The 14,773-nt window shown below is 69.5% G+C and carries 10 protein-coding genes; 4 read left to right on the top strand and 6 right to left on the bottom strand.

The features are described from left to right. Positions 1-31: 31 nt before the first annotated feature. Positions 32-460, top strand: coding sequence for a hypothetical protein (locus ACLQ2O_RS40360; protein WP_425842886.1), 429 nt, complete (start codon positions 32-34; stop codon positions 458-460). Next, positions 460-828, top strand: a complete 369-nt coding sequence (locus ACLQ2O_RS40355; protein WP_425842884.1) for a hypothetical protein — start codon at positions 460-462, stop codon at positions 826-828. Before ACLQ2O_RS40360 ends, ACLQ2O_RS40355 begins: the two co-directional genes overlap by 1 nt. Positions 829-979: 151 nt before the next feature. Here ACLQ2O_RS40355 and glgP read toward each other — a convergent pair whose 3' ends face one another. Further along, on the bottom strand, positions 980-3,577 hold the full coding sequence (glgP, locus tag ACLQ2O_RS40350) for an alpha-glucan family phosphorylase (RefSeq protein ID WP_425842882.1): 2,598 nt from the start codon (positions 3,575-3,577) through the stop codon (positions 980-982). Positions 3,578-3,833: 256 nt separating this feature from the next. On the opposite strand from glgP, the gene ACLQ2O_RS40345 reads away from it, so the two are divergent. Then, positions 3,834-5,822, top strand: coding sequence for an alpha-1,4-glucan--maltose-1-phosphate maltosyltransferase (locus tag ACLQ2O_RS40345; RefSeq protein WP_425842880.1), 1,989 nt, complete (start codon positions 3,834-3,836; stop codon positions 5,820-5,822). On the opposite strand, the gene ACLQ2O_RS40340 is transcribed toward ACLQ2O_RS40345, so the two are convergent. Together ACLQ2O_RS40340 and ACLQ2O_RS40335 are read right to left on the bottom strand one after the other, a co-directional pair. After that, entirely contained in the window at positions 5,819-6,994 is a 1,176-nt protein-coding gene (locus ACLQ2O_RS40340) for a threonine synthase (RefSeq protein ID WP_425842878.1), read from the bottom strand. The genes ACLQ2O_RS40345 and ACLQ2O_RS40340 overlap by 4 nt on opposite strands. A gap of 57 nt (positions 6,995-7,051) precedes the next feature. Continuing rightward, complete coding sequence (locus ACLQ2O_RS40335; protein WP_425842876.1) at positions 7,052-7,633, bottom strand: winged helix-turn-helix domain-containing protein; 582 nt, start codon at positions 7,631-7,633, stop codon at positions 7,052-7,054. A gap of 303 nt (positions 7,634-7,936) precedes the next feature. Between ACLQ2O_RS40335 and ACLQ2O_RS40330 the strand changes: the two genes are divergently transcribed. Beyond that, on the top strand, positions 7,937-12,334 hold the full coding sequence (locus ACLQ2O_RS40330) for a S8 family serine peptidase (protein WP_425842874.1): 4,398 nt from the start codon (positions 7,937-7,939) through the stop codon (positions 12,332-12,334). Positions 12,335-12,619: 285 nt separating this feature from the next. Here the strand turns inward: ACLQ2O_RS40330 and ACLQ2O_RS40325 are convergent, their stop codons facing one another. The 3 genes from ACLQ2O_RS40325 to ACLQ2O_RS40315 form a co-directional block, all read right to left on the bottom strand. Further along, positions 12,620-13,168 carry a hypothetical protein gene (locus tag ACLQ2O_RS40325; protein ID WP_425842872.1) on the bottom strand — a complete coding sequence of 183 codons (549 nt, stop codon included), beginning with the start codon at positions 13,166-13,168 and terminating at the stop codon, positions 12,620-12,622. A gap of 62 nt (positions 13,169-13,230) precedes the next feature. Continuing rightward, positions 13,231-13,776 (bottom strand): SigE family RNA polymerase sigma factor, encoded by a 546-nt coding sequence (locus ACLQ2O_RS40320; RefSeq protein WP_425842870.1) that lies wholly within the window; start codon positions 13,774-13,776, stop codon positions 13,231-13,233. 113 nt (positions 13,777-13,889) lie between these two features. Beyond that, positions 13,890-14,684 (bottom strand): hypothetical protein, encoded by a 795-nt coding sequence (locus ACLQ2O_RS40315; RefSeq protein WP_425842868.1) that lies wholly within the window; start codon positions 14,682-14,684, stop codon positions 13,890-13,892. Between the last annotated feature and the right edge of the window lie 89 nt (positions 14,685-14,773).

The following is a 14,773-nucleotide window of genomic DNA, read 5'->3' as shown; positions in this document are numbered from 1 at the left end:
CATTCCTCGCTGAGGAAGAAGGAGCGCCACGATGAGAGCAACGACGATGATCGCCACCGCGGTGGCAGCCACCGCGTTAGGGGCCGCAGGCATCATTCCGGCCGCGGCCGTGGAGACCGGGACCGAGGCCCCGGCGGCCGCGACCCGCACCACGCTCGGACCGGACGGCACCGTGAACCGGATGACGGTGCTGGCCGACGGCACCGTGAACGGCTACACCGACTGCACGGCGACCGGGAAGTTCGTCGCCGTCAGGGTCCAGTACCTCGACGCCTGGCCGCTGCGGATCGCGACGTACAGCGCCGACGTCGGCCAGCGCAACTACGACTACCCGGCCGGTTTCGGGGTCATCCTGATCAACCGGACCCAGGCGACCTGGCACCACTCCGCCACCTGGTCCGCCTCGGTGATCGGCGGACCTGACGGAGCGTTCAACGGCTGGGAAGGGGTGTGCGTCTGATGACCGGACACCTGCTGAAGCGCATCGGCGCGATCGGGCTGCTCGCCGTACCGGCGCTGCTGGCCACGAGCCTGACCGCCGGCGCGGCTCCGCTCGAACCGGACGGCCAGGCCGCCAACTACATCGAGGGCACGACGTACTGCGGCCCCGGCCAGCACGTCTACGTCGAGGTCATGGTCAAGGACAAGGTGATGGCGCAGTGGACGCCGGACCCGACCTGGGACTCCAACTACATCCAGTCGATCGTCTTCTACAACAGCCGGGTCAAGTCCGCGGCCCGCGTCGACCTGAACATCCAGGGCGGCCTCTGGGCGATCGCCGGCGTCCCCGGCACGGTCGACTGGGCCCACGGCTCCTGCGCCGGCTAGGACCACCGGTCTCGCATGCAGGGCGGCGACCCTTGAAGCGTCGCCCTCGCTCATCTCATCGGCCGGCAACAAGGCCGGCGCCGTCGACTCATAAGCAACAGCGAAAGCGCCGGGCACCCTGCTAGGTGCCCGGCGCTTTCGTCGTACTGGCTCAGAACTCCGAGCCGGCCGGGAGGTCCGGGGTGTCCGGGTCCTCGGGGTCGGACGGGCCGGCGGCCAGGCCCAGCTCGGCCGGGCTGGCGAGCATCGGGTGCTTGGGCAGGACGCGCACGGTGTAGCCGAACGGGCCGGTGCGGTCGAGCTTCAGCTCACCCTCGAAGCGGTGCCGGTTGCCCTCGTAGGTCTCGGCCAGCGACAGCGAGACCCGGACGGCGTCGGTGATCTCGTCGGCCGAGTCCACCCGGCCGTGCAGCGCCTCGACGTCGATGTCGTTCGGGGTCAGCTCGCCGAGCGTGACGAACGCGCGGATCCCGACCGTCGTCCCCAGCTGCGGTACGTCGCCCAGACCCTGCAGCTCGACGTGGTCGACGCGGATCTGCGGCCACGCGGCCCGGACCTGCTTCTTCCACGCGGCCAGCTGCCGGGCGCCGTCGTACGTCGAGTTGAGCTGCCGCGACGAGCGCGCCGCCGGCACGTAGAGCCGCTCGACGTAGTCGCGGACCATCCGGGTGGCGAGCACCTTCGGGCCGAGCTCCTTGATCGTGTGCCGCAGCATCTCGATCCAGCGGCCCGGGACCTCACCGTCGTAGAACCGCGGCGCGACCTGCTTCTCGATCAGGTCGTACAGCGCGTGCGCCTCGAGGTCGTCACGGCGGTCGGTGTCCTCGACGCCCTCGGCCGACGGGATCGACCAGCCGAACTCGTCGTCGTACCACTCGTCCCACCAGCCGTCGCGGATGGACAGGTTGAGCGCGCCGTTCAGCGCCGCCTTCATGCCGGACGTGCCGCAGGCCTCGTACGGACGCAGCGGGTTGTTCAGCCAGACGTCGCAGCCCGGGTACATCGGCTGCGCCAGCGCGATGTCGTAGTCGGGCACGAACACGATGCGGTGCCGGACCTCGGGGTCGTCGGCGAACCGGACCATCTCCTGGATCAGCTTCTTGCCACCCTCGTCGGCCGGGTGCGCCTTGCCCGCGATCACGATCTGGATCGGCCGGGTCGGGTGCAGCAGCAGTGCCTTCAGCCGCTCCGGGTCACGCAGCATCAGCGTCAGCCGCTTGTACGACGGAACGCGCCGCGCGAAGCCCATCGTCAGCACGTCCGGGTCGAGGATCGAGTCGACCCAGCCGAGCTCGGCCTCGCTGGCACCGCGGTTCACCCAGGACGCGCGGACGCGGGACCGGGTGTCGTCGATGAAGCGCTGGCGCAGGATCCGCTTGGTCTCCCACAGCGCCGCGTCCGTGGTCTTGTCCAGACCCTCGAACATGCCCTCGGAGTCACCCTGGTCGGCGTTCGCGTAGGTCAGCGCCGAGATCTCCCGGGCCACCCACGTCGGCGCGTGGACGCCGTTGGTGATCGAGCTGATCGGTACGTCGGACGGGTCGAAGCTCGGCCACAGCCCGGCGAACATCCCGCGGCTGACGACCCCGTGCAGCTTCGAGACACCGTTCGCCCTCTGAGCCAGCCGTAGGCCCATGATGGCCATGTTGAAGACGCTCGGGTCGCCGTTCTCGAAGTCCTCGGCGCCGAGCGCGAGGATCCGGTCGATCGGGACGCCGTCGCCGAACACGTCCGGCGAGAAGTGCTGCTGGATCAGCTCGACCGGGAACCGGTCGATGCCGGCCGGGACCGGCGTGTGGGTGGTGAACACGGTGCCGCCGCGGGCGACCTCGAGCGCGGTGTCGAAGTCGAGGCTCTGGTCGGTCGCCAGCTCGCGGATCCGCTCGATGCCGAGGAACCCGGCGTGGCCCTCGTTGGTGTGGAAGGCCTCCGGGGCCGCGTGGCCGGTGATCCGGCAGAAGGCGCGGACCGCGCGGACACCACCGACACCGAGCAGCAGCTCCTGGAGCAGGCGGTGCTCGGTCGTCCCGCCGTACAGGCGGTCGGTCACCTCGCGCTCGGCCGGCTCGTTCTCCTCCATGTCGGAGTCGAGCATCAGCAGCGGCACGCGGCCGACCTGGGCGACCCAGATCTGGGCGCGCAGCTCACGGCCGCCGGGCAGGGTCACGGTGACGGTCGCGGGAGCGTCTCCGTCGCGGAGCAGGCTGATCGGCAGCCCGTCCGGGTCGACCAGCGGGTAGCGCTCCTGCTGCCAGCCCTCGCGGTTCAGCGACTGGCCGAAGTACCCGTGACGGTAGAGCAGCCCGACACCGATCAGCGGTACGCCGAGGTCGCTGGCGGCCTTCAGGTGGTCGCCGGCCAGGATGCCGAGACCACCGGAGTACTGCGGCAGCACGTGGGTGATGCCGAACTCCGGGGAGAAGTAGGCCACCGAGCTGACCGGGGAACCGGCGTCGGCCTGGAACCAGCGGTCGTCGGTGACGTACCCGTTCAGGTCGGTCACGGCCAGTTCGAGCCGGCGCAGGAAGGCGTGGTCGGAGGCCAGCTCGTCGAGCCGGGCCGCCGGGACCTCGCCGAGCAGCCGGACCGGGTCACCGCCGGTACTGCGCCACAGCTGCGGGTCGACAGCCTCGAACACGTCCTGCGTCTCGGGGTGCCAGGCCCAGCGCAGGTTGTTCACCAGGGTGCCGAGGCCGGTCAGCGGCTCGGGCAGGACAGGGCGGACGGAGAATCGTCGTATCGCTCGCACCGGGACACCGTAGCGCCCAGACCGGGCCGGAGCACCTTCGGTATGCATCGATTTTGCAACACGAGCAAGATCTTGCAGAGCCCTCAGGCGGGACCGCGCACGGAATTCGTGCAGGATGGTCCGAAGTGTGGACCGAACCACGCCGCCCGCATGTCACGCGGCCGCTTCGGGAACCGATAACGTCATACCTGCCAACTCTTTGTCCGGTGCCAGCGACTCTCCCCGGCGATCTGAAAGCGAAGGTTCATCGACCACCATGACTGGGCGCATCCCGATCACCGACGTCACCCCGACCGTCGACGCCGGAGCGTATCCGGCCAAGGCCTCGGTGGGCGAGACGTTCACCATCGCGGCCAACGTGTTCCGTGAGGGCCACGACGCGGTGAACGCCAACGTCGTCCTGACGTCACCGTCGGGACAGACCCGACGGATGCTGATGACCCCGGTCGGTCAGGGTTCGGACCGGTGGACCGTCGACGTCACGCTGCAGGAGCAGGGCGCCTGGACGTTCGCGGTCGAGGGCTGGAGCGACCCGTACGGGACGTGGCGGCACAACGCCGAGATCAAGGTGCCCGCCGGGATCGACGTCGACCTGATGTTCGCCGAGGGCGCCGCCTTCTTCGACCGCGCGGCCGCTGGTGTGCCGCCGGCGGTCCGGCTCGACCGCAGCACGCTCGGCGACGCCGCGCAGGCACTGGCCAACGGCGCGCTGCCGCCCGAGGCCCGGCTCGCCGCCGGGATCTCGCCGCAGGTCCGGTCCGCGCTCGGGCGGTACCCGGTGCGTGAACTGATCACGTCGTCGGAGACCTACCCGGTCTGGGTCGACCGGCAGCTCGCGCTGTACGGCAGCTGGTACGAGTTCTTCCCGCGCTCCGAGGGCGCCGAGTACGACGAGGAAGCCGGCGAGTGGAAGTCCGGCACCTTCCGGACCGCCGCCGAACGCCTCGACGCGGTCGCCGCGATGGGCTTCGACGTGCTGTACGTGCCGCCGGTCCACCCCATCGGTACGTCGTACCGGAAGGGCCCGAACAACACCCTCGACCCGAAGCCGGGCGACCCCGGCTCGCCGTGGGCGATCGGCTCCGAGGACGGCGGCCACGACGCGATCCACCCCGAGCTCGGCACCTTCGAGGACTTCGACTTCTTCGTCGGCCGGGCCCGCGAGCTCGGCCTCGAGGTCGCGATCGACCTGGCCTTGCAGGCCTCGCCGGACCACCCGTGGGTCAAGGAGCACCCGAAGTGGTTCTCGGTCCGCGCCGACGGCTCGATCGCCTACGCGGAGAACCCGCCGAAGAAGTACCAGGACATCTACCCGATCAACTTCGACAACGACCCCGAAGGCATCTACGCCGAGGTGCTGCGGGTCGTGAAGCTGTGGATCGACCACGGCGTCACGGTGTTCCGGGTCGACAACCCGCACACCAAGCCGGTCAACTTCTGGCAGTGGCTGCTCGGCGAGGTCCGGCAGACCGACCCGGACGTGGTGTTCCTGTCCGAGGCGTTCACCCGCCGGCCGATGATGCAGGAGCTGGCCAAGGTCGGCTTCCACCAGTCCTACACCTACTTCACCTGGCGCAACGAGAAGTGGGAGCTCGAGGAGTACCTGACCGAGCTGTCGTCGGAGACCGGCCACTTCCTGCGGCCGAACTTCTTCGTCAACACCCCCGACATCCTCACGGCGTACCTGCAGTACGGCGGACCGGGCGCGTTCAAGATCCGCGCCGCGATCGCCGCGACCTCGTCGCCGGCCTGGGGCGTGTACGCCGGGTTCGAGCTGTTCGAGCACGTCGCGCTCCGGCCGGGCTCCGAGGAGTACCTGGACACCGAGAAGTTCCAGCTCCGCCCGCGCGACTGGGCCGCCGCCGAGGCCGAGGGCCGCACGCTCGCGCCGTACATCACGCTGCTGAACGCCGTACGGCGCCGGCACCCGGCGCTGCAGCAGCTGCGCAACCTGAGCCTGCACAGCGTCGAGGACGACGCGATCCTGTGCTTCTCCAAGCGCACCACCGGTCCCGACGGCCACACCGACACGGTCATCGTCGTGGTGAACACCGACCCGCACTCGGTCCGCGAGACGATGGTCCACCTGGACATGGCCGCCCTCGGCATGCGCGCCGACGACACCTTCACCGTGTACGACGAGATCACCGGCGCCACATGGCGCTGGGGCCAGAGCAACTACGTCAAGCTCGACCCCAACGGCGACCCCGCCCACGTCCTCGCCGTCAGGCGAGGGCAGGCTTAAAGCGTCACTGTCTCCGGGTACTTGAGGCCGGTGCCGGTGTTGAGGGCCACCACCGTCTCACCGGCCTCGATCCAGCCCTGGGCGCGCAGCCGTGCGATCGCGGCGAAGTTGGCGGCTCCCTCGGGGCAGACGAAGGAGCCTTCCAGCTCGGCGCACCGTCGTACGGCGGCGAGGATCTCCTCGTCGTCCACGGCGACGGCACAGCCGTCGGTCTCCCGGATCGCCCGCAGGACAAGGAAATCGCCGAGGGCCTTCGGCACGGTGATGCCGAAGGCAACGGTTTTCGCGTCCGGCCACGGCTCGCTCTCGGCCTTGCCCTGCTCCCACGCCTGCACGATCGGCGCGCACCCAGTGGCCTGTACGGCGACCAGCCGCGGCAGCGGACCCTCGACCCAGCCGAGCTCGAGCAGCTCGTTCAGCGCCTTCCAGATCCCGATCAGCCCGACGCCACCACCGGTCGGATAGAGAATCACGTCCGGCAGCCGCCACCCGAGCTGCTCCGCGATCTCCAGGCCCATCGTCTTCTTGCCCTCGATCCGGTAGGGCTCCTTCAACGTCGACACGTCCTGGTAGCCCTCGCGGATCGCGAGCTGCTCGCGGATCCACACCCCGGCGTCGCTGATCAGCCCGTCGATCAGCTGCAGCTCGGCGCCGACGACGCTGACCTCGCGCCGGCAGATCTCCGGCGCCGCCTCCGGCATCGCGATCAGCGCCTCCATCCCGGCCCGGACGCCGTACGCCGCCCACGCGGACCCGGCGTTGCCGTTCGTCGGCATCGCGATCTTGCGGACCCCGACCTCCTTCGCCCGCGACACACCGACGGCCGCGCCGCGCGCCTTGAACGTCCCGGTCGGGATCAGGCCCTCGTCCTTCATCAGCAGGTTCTCGACGCCGAGCTCACGCCCGTACGACGGCAGCCGGAGCAGCGGGGTCATCCCCTCCCCCAGCGTCACGATGTTCGCCGGGTCGCGGACCGGCAGCAGCTCGTGGTACCGCCACAGGTCGGGCGGCCGGGCCGCGACGTCGTCCTTGGTCAGCCCGGCCCGGACCTCGTCCAGGTCGTACCGGACCAGCAACGGCGAGCCGCACGAGCACAGGCCGATCACCTGGTCCGGGTCGTGGCGGAGGCCGCACTTGGGACATTCCAGCTGGGTCAAAGCGGAGAAGCGCACGAGCTGGACGCTACTCCGCCCGGCTACTGACCGCCGTACACCGTCTACAGTCCGGACTCACCCAGCCCGCAGCCCACTGATCGCCGGCCGCTGGTGATCCGCCAACCGGAACCCCGTCCCCCGAACCGCGTCGATCGTGACCGTAGTCCCGAGCTCGTCCAGCTTGCGCCGCAGCCGCTTCACCAGCGAGTGCACGTCCGCCGTACCGCGCAGGTGCCGCTTCCGCCAGACCGCCTGGTGCAGTTCCTCGTACGTCCACACCCTCAGCGGTTCGGTCATCAACTGCGTGAGCAGGTCGTGCTCGAGATCCGTCAGCGGCACCTCACGGTCCCGCCACCGCGCGAGCGACCGGCGCGAGTCGATGGTCAACGGGTCGTCGTCCCCAGCACTCGGGCCGGCGTCCGGCGTACGGGGTGGGTCGGAGTGCTCGGCCGGAGCAGGCGGTGGATCCTGCGCGGGGGTCAGCAGTCTGCGCAGCTCGTCCAGGCTGGAGACGAGCAGCAGCGGAGCGACGTCGTCGACCAGTTCGGCGAGACGGACGCGTTCTTCGACGGATGCGGCGACGGCGATCAGCAGCGGGAAGTCCTGGTGATCGATGGTTCCGTCGTCACCAGGGGCGGGGACACGGGCGGTGACCATCCGGTCACGATGTCAACCTCTGCCTCTTATCGTCAACGGACTGACAAAATCTGGCGGAACTTGCCCAGAACGGCTCCACCCCTGGTGACAACTTGCTCACCAAGTGTGCTTGTTCGCGCCGATGTCTGACACATAAGGTCCACGACAGGCTCGCAGCGTCACAGCTTGCGACCTGGGGGGCACGGGGCGTCGCAGAACCGGTTCACCACGACCGGAGCGGCGAACACGAGCACCTCTGCACCAATGACTCGGGGGAGTCGATTTCGGGGTCGTTCAAGTGAGGGGCTGCAGAGAATGTCACACATGAGACGAAGGGGCCTGGCCAGATCTCTGGTGAGTGCTCTGGCGGCAGTGGCCGTCGTCACGACCGGGCTGGCCGCCACCGGCGCCGCCCAGGCCGCACCGCCGACCAAACCGGCCGCTGACCCGGCCTCCAAGATCAAGCCCGAGCTGCTCAGCAAGCTCCAGGGCAAGGACGCCAAGGAGTCCACGGACTACTGGGTCCGCTTCGCCGCGAAGGCCGACCTGACCAAGGCCAGTGCCATCGCCGACTGGAACGCCCGCGGTACGGCGGTCGCCGCGGCGCTGCGCAAGACCGCGGCCGAGAGCCAGGTGGCGGTCAAGGCCGAGCTCGACGCGCAGCACGTCAAGTACCAGACCTTCTGGGGCACCAACGCGATCCGGATCAACGGCGGCTCGCTGGCGCTGGCGCAGAACCTGGCCAAGCACGCCGAGGTCGAGGGGCTGTACAACCCGACGACGATCGAGGTGCCGAAGGTCACCCAGGGCAAGGACGAGCGGCAGGTCAACGCCCTCGAGTGGGGCCTGGCCAACATCAACGCCGACGACGTCTGGTCGCAGTACGGCGACAAGGGCCAGGGCATCGTCATCGCCAACATCGATACCGGCGTCCAGTTCGACCACCCGGCCCTGGTGAACTCCTACCGCGGCAACCTGGGCGGCGGCCAGTTCGACCACAACTACAACTGGTTCGACGCGGCCGGCACCTCACCGAACCAGCCCGCCGACGGCAACGGCCACGGCACCCACACGATGGGCACGATGGCCGGCGACGACGGTGCGGGCAACCAGATCGGCGTCGCCCCGGCGGTCAAGTGGATCGCGGCGAACGGGTGCTGCCCGACCGACGCGGCCCTGGTCACCTCCGGTGAGTGGATGCTCGAGCCGACCAACCTCGCCGGGCAGAACCCGGACGCGAGCAAGCGGCCGAACATCATCAACAACTCGTGGGGCTCCCAGCTGCCCTCCAACGACCCGTTCATGGAGGACGTCACCAACGCCTGGACCGCCTCCGGCATCTTCGGTGCCTGGTCGAACGGCAACAGCGGCTCGGCCTGCCAGACCAGCGGCTCTCCGGGCAGCTCGGTCAGCAACTACTCGGCCGGCGCCTACGACATCAACAACAACATCGCCAGCTTCTCCGGCCGCGGTGCCGGCCAGAACGGCGAGATCAAGCCGAACCTCGCGGCCCCGGGCGTCAACGTGCGCTCGAGCGTCCCGGGCAACGCCTACGCCAGCTTCAACGGTACGTCGATGGCCTCCCCGCACCTCGCGGGCACCGTCGCGCTGCTGTGGTCGGCGGCCCCGGCACTGAAGGGCGACGTCGCGGCCACCCGCGCGCTGCTCGACAACTCGTCGGTCGACAAGGGCGACGCCCAGTGCGGTGGCACCACCGACGACAACAACGTCTTCGGTGAGGGCCGGCTGGACGCGCTCGCGCTGCTGAACGCCGCCCCGATCGGTGACACCGGCACCCTGACCGGCAAGGTCACCTCCGCCGGTACGGCGCTCGCCGGCGCCTCCGTCACGGTGAAGGCCGCCGGTCAGCCCGACCGCGCGCTGACCACCGGTGCGGACGATCGCTACTCGTCCGCGCTCCCGGCCGGCGAGTACTCGCTGACCGCCGCGTCGTTCGGCTACAAGAGCCTGACGGCGACCGCCACGGTCACCGCCAACGCGACCACCACCAAGGACTTCGCGCTGGAGTCCGCGCCGACCGTCAACATCGGCGGCTCCGTCACGGACGGCTCCGGCCACGGCTGGCCGCTGTACGCGAAGGTCAGCGTCGAGGGACCGGGTGGCGTGTTCGACTACACCACCCCGACCAACGGCCGGTACAGCTTCAAGGTGCCGTCCAGCACGACGTACACGCTGAAGGTCGAGTCGCAGTACCCGGGCTACGAGACCGTCAGCGAGCCGGTCACGGTCGGCGCGGGCAACGTCACCAAGAACGTCGCCGTACCGGTCCGGAGCGACGCCTGCGCGACCGCGCCGGGCTACCGCAACGGCTCGGACGGTGTCTACGAGACCTTCGACGCCACCTCGGCGCCGAGCGGCTGGACCATCGTCGACAACAAGGGCAACGGTCAGGTCTGGAAGTTCGACGACGCCGGTGCGCGGGGCAACCTGACCGGTGGCGGTGGCGGCTTCGCCATCATCGACAGCGACGACTACGGCTCGGGTCAGTCCCAGGACTCCTCCCTGGTCAGCCCGACGGTCGACCTCACCGACGTCGCGGCGCCGGTGATCCGCTTCAACCAGAGCTACAACTGGCAGGGCGGCGAGAAGGCTGACGTCGACCTGTCGATCGACGGCGGCGAGACCTGGAGCAACGTGCTCAGCCAGGCGACCGCCGACGTCACCGGTGTCAAGGAGATCGCGATCCCGCAGGCGGCCGGCCAGGCCGACGTCCAGGTTCGCTTCCACTACTACGACGCGACGTACGAGTGGTGGTGGGAGGTCGACAGCGTGCTGATCGGCAGCCAGATCACCTGTGAGCCGACCGGCGGCGGCCTCGTCGTCGGCAACGTCAAGGACGCCAACACCAACGGTTTCGTCAACGGCGCCGTCGTCACCCGTGACGACAAGGCCACTGAGACCGCCACCACCGTCGCCACGCCGGAGGACACCGGCCTGAACGACGGCTTCTACTGGCTGTACTCCGCCGACTCGGGCGAGCACGGCTACACCGCCAAAGCCGGCGGCTACAGCGACGGCAAGAAGAACGTCGACGTCGAGGCCGACTGGGTCACCGCCGCCGACTACACCCTTCTGGCCGGTCAGCTGTCGGTCACGCCGGGTGCGATCACCGGCGACCTCAAGCTGCCCACCGGCAAGGTCACCAAGTCCTTCACGGTCAAGAACACCGGTGGCGCACCGGTGGACGTGAAGTTCGGTGAGCGCGACGGTGGTTTCGAGATCGCAGGAGCCAACGGTTCGAAGACGACCAAGTCCCAGGTCCTCACCGGCCAGGGCGCGCCGCTGCAGCGGCTCTCGGTGCCGACCTCGTTCGGCAGCAAGATGTCCGGCAAGATGCCGGTCGCTCCCGCCGTACCGAAGCCGCTCGCGGCTCCGTGGGCCGACATCGCCGACTACCCGGCGACCGTGATGGACAACCGCGTGGTCACCGTCGACGGCAAGATCTACTCGCTCGGCGGCGGCAACGGCACCGTGTCCAGTGCGAACAGCTACGTGTACGACCCGGCCTCGCTGGCCTGGACCGCGATCGCCCCGCTGCCGGGCGCCCGCAACGCGATCACCGTCGGCGCCGTCGGCGGCAAGATCATCGCCAGCTCCGGCTGGGGCGCCGCCGGACCGGACGCCGCGACCTGGTCGTACGACCCGGCCGCGAACGCCTGGTCGGCCGTGGCCGACAACCCGTCGCCGCGTGCGGCGGCCGGTCAGGCCGTGCTCGACGGCAAGCTGTACGCCGTCGGTGGCTGCACCACCGCGAACTGCACCCCGATGTCGAACACCGCGGTCGCCTACGACGCGGCCGCCAACACCTGGGCGCCGATTGCGAACTACCCGAAGTCGGTGGCGTTCGCCTCCTGCGGCGCGATCGACGGCAAGGTCTACTGCTCCGGCGGCAACGACGGCGTCGCGGCACTGAAGTCCAGCTACGTCTACGACCCGTCGACCAACGCCTGGTCGTCGATCCCGGACGCCCCGACCGACCACTGGGCGGCGTCGTTCGCCGTCGCCGGTGGCAAGCTCCTCGTCGTCGGCGGTGTCCAGGCCGGTGCCGTGACGAACGCGGGCTTCTCGTTCGACGCTGCCGCCGGTACGTGGACCGCGCTCCCGAACGCCAACCAGCCGCGGTACCGCGGTGGGGCGGCGTGCGGCTTCTACAAGGTCGGCGGCTCGTCCGGCGGCTTCACCGCGACCGTCGACAGCGAGGCCCTGCCGGGCCTCGAGGACTGCGCCGAGTCGTCGGCCGACGTCAGCTGGCTGAGCATCGACAAGACCGAGGCCACCCTGGCCCCGGGCGCCAGCACGACGGTCAAGGTCACGCTCACCGCGAGCGTCGACCAGCCCGGTAAGTACTCCGGCTCGGTCACCATCGCCGAGAACACGCCGTACAGCGTGGAGCCGGTGGCCGTGACGATGAACGTCACCCCGCCGACCACGTGGAGCAAGCTGTCCGGCACCGTCACCGGCGTCGCCACCAACGGCAGCACCGCTCCCCTGCCCGGCGCGATCGTCCAGGTCGACTCGTGGGCGTCGTCGTACACCTTCACGACCGACACCAGCGGCAACTACGCCTACTGGCTGGACCGCCGCAACAACCCCCTCACCCTCATCGCCGCCAAGGACGGCTACAAGCCCCAGACCCGCGCCACCCGCCTGGTAGCAGGCGAACCGGTGACCGAGGACTTCGCCCTGAAGGCCATCAAGTAGTCACCACCTAGCAACACCCCCGGCCCCCGCCCAGGAACCTCTGGACGGGGGCCGGGCCGTTCCGCCGCGGTCGACTGGCTCGTTGTTGGACGACTGGCGCGGTACATCGCGGCAGCGGTCGAAGAAGGAACCAGTCGTCGATATGCCGACCCAGCACCGGGTGAGTAGCTGGCGACGAACACCCCAAGCAGTTCCACCTCGACTTCGAGGCCGGGCACCCCTTCTGCCTGTGCCGCCACGAAGAGGTCACCTGGACCGACAACAGGGTCGTGTGGCCGTGACTGCCTACCGTTCGGGGGTTGGCGTGGCCTGGTTCTGGTAGAGGCCGATGGCGACCTCGGCCCCCGCGCCGATGTTCCGGGGAGCGCCGTTGTCCAGCGTCAGTTCGACCGTGACGGTGACACTCGTTCTGCGTCCCTGGGGGCCGTTCACGGCCCAGGCGACCGGTACGGACGTGCTGGCTCCGGTGGGGGTGCAGTCCAGGAAGGGGCCCTGGATGATGGTCTCCGACGTGCTGACGACGACCATGGCGGTTGTCCGTGCGCCGGTGCAGCGAGCGGCGACCCTGACCTGATCCACCCCGGCAGCAGCGAATTCGTGGCGCAGCTTGCTGGCCATCGGCGGTTCCATCAGCCGCTCAGTCAGGACGAATCCGTCGGCGTGCGCGGGGAGCATCTCCTCCCAGGTCAGCGGTGATGCCGCCGCATCCGTGGTGCGCGACAGCACGCTTGCGATCCCTTGGGTGCCTGCGATCGCCGCCGCCAGACCCGCCACAGCCACGAGTGCCGTCTTGGCGATGCGTCGCTGACGGCGGCGCTGACGAAGTACCGGCATGGGGTCGGCCGTAGCGACTGCCTCGCTGAGGTTGTGGAGGCGGGTCCGGAGTTCCTGCTCGTTCACGGTCGGGCCGCCTGGGTGAGGTCGGGGTCCAGGCGCAGCTTGCTCAGCGCCCGGTGGGACTGGCTTTTCACGGTACCGACGGAACAACCGAGGACGGCGGCGGTGTCCGCCTCGCTGAGGTCCTCGAAGTACCGCAGTACGACGATCGCGCGCATCTTCTTCGGGAGCCGGCGCAGGGCGGCCAGCAGGTCGGCGTTGTCGACGACCGCGTGCGCGTCGTACGAACCGGAGTCGAGGATCGCCTCGGTGAGGTGCTCACGTCGGTCCTTGGCACGGCGCCACCACGCGAAGTACGTGTTGAGCAACGTCCGCCGGACGTACGGGTACGGGTCCTCGGCCTCGATCCTCCCCCACACCCTCCAGCACTTGAGCAACGCGGTCTGGACGTGGTCCTCGGCCAACTGCCGCTCTTGGGTGAGCAGGTACGCGACCCTCACCAGGGCCTGGTAGTTGGCCGCGACGAAGCCCTCGAAGTCCGCATCCGCCGAGAGGCGGCCGGACTCCTCACGAACCACGACGTGCGCGGGAAGGCTCTCGGTCACACCCAACAGGATTCGAGCCGGGTCCTCTCAGGTTGGCTCACCGGCGAAACTTCTCGCGCGGGCTTCTGATCGAACCGGGTGCGAACAGCCCGGGGGCTGATGAACTGAACGGGTCAGGAGCTGGGGGTTCGGCCTGACTGCTCTTCCGGGGACATCAGGTCCCAGGGCAGCACGATCGTCTGTTCGGTGGCTGGGAGGTAGACCAGGTGGGCCATCGTCTCGCCTTCGGTCGAGCGGCAGAGGACCCAGTGCGCGAGGTCACGCCGGCGCGGTGGGATCCCGAACCCGTCGACGAGGCCGGTCAGCACCGGCAGGTAGCCGTGGGGGAAGTAGCGCGGGCGCACGTCGGTGATCGGGAGGTCCTCGCAGTAGCTGACGATGACGTCCAGTTCGCCGAATCTGCTCGCGGACCGGCCGAGCTCGTTGTCCTCCGACCTTGCGGAGGCACCGGCCACGAACTCGCTGACTTCGTCGCTGCGCTGGCGTTGCCAGCCGGGCAGACGGACGGTCTGCGCGAAGGTCGGGTCGGCCTCGACCTTCGTGAGTGCGATCGGCAGCAGCTCCCGGCTCCACTCGTGATCGGGCTGTGTGCGAGTTGACGGGTCGTACGGCCGGTCGAAGGCGTCGGTGACGACGCCGTTGGTCAACGTCACGAGCGTCTCCATGCCCGGCGGCACGTCACGGTAAAGCCACGTCACCTTGCCGCCGGTGAGCCGCACCTGATCGTTCGGCACCACCTTGGGCTTGCGGAAGCGGCCGAACAAGCCGGTAGGCCGCACAGTCCCGCCGTACAAGGTCCCGCTGTACGGGGTCGTGCCGAGCAGACCACCCAGCGACATGTAGTCCAGCGGCGGCCCGAGCAGCTCAGTCACCTCGTGCTTGGACATTCCGAGCTTCACCTCTGTCATCACGCCACCGTAATCGGCCGGCAAACCAGCGGCCCGCCCGTGACCGGGTCTTGCCGTGCAGGCCGGGCGGCTGTCCGCTCCGAACTGGG

Origin of the sequence: Kribbella sp. DT2, from assembly GCF_049844575.1 — a bacterium.
Classification (GTDB): Bacteria; Actinomycetota; Actinomycetes; order Propionibacteriales; family Kribbellaceae; genus Kribbella.
The sequence above is the reverse complement of the archived record's forward strand: the minus strand, read 5'-3'. Positions and strand labels throughout refer to the sequence as shown.

Excerpts from the sequence above, each read along its gene's own strand:
- ACLQ2O_RS40360 (WP_425842886.1), top strand. The coding sequence starts at position 32 with ATGAGAGCAACGACGATGATCGCCACCGCGGTGGCAGCCACCGCGTTA.
- ACLQ2O_RS40355 (WP_425842884.1), top strand. The coding sequence starts at position 460 with ATGACCGGACACCTGCTGAAGCGCATCGGCGCGATCGGGCTGCTCGCC.
- ACLQ2O_RS40345 (WP_425842880.1), top strand. The coding sequence starts at position 3,834 with ATGACTGGGCGCATCCCGATCACCGACGTCACCCCGACCGTCGACGCC.
- ACLQ2O_RS40335 (WP_425842876.1), bottom strand. The coding sequence starts at position 7,633 with ATGGTCACCGCCCGTGTCCCCGCCCCTGGTGACGACGGAACCATCGAT.
- ACLQ2O_RS40330 (WP_425842874.1), top strand. The coding sequence starts at position 7,937 with ATGAGACGAAGGGGCCTGGCCAGATCTCTGGTGAGTGCTCTGGCGGCA.
- ACLQ2O_RS40325 (WP_425842872.1), bottom strand. The coding sequence starts at position 13,168 with ATGCCGGTACTTCGTCAGCGCCGCCGTCAGCGACGCATCGCCAAGACG.
- ACLQ2O_RS40315 (WP_425842868.1), bottom strand. The coding sequence starts at position 14,684 with ATGACAGAGGTGAAGCTCGGAATGTCCAAGCACGAGGTGACTGAGCTG.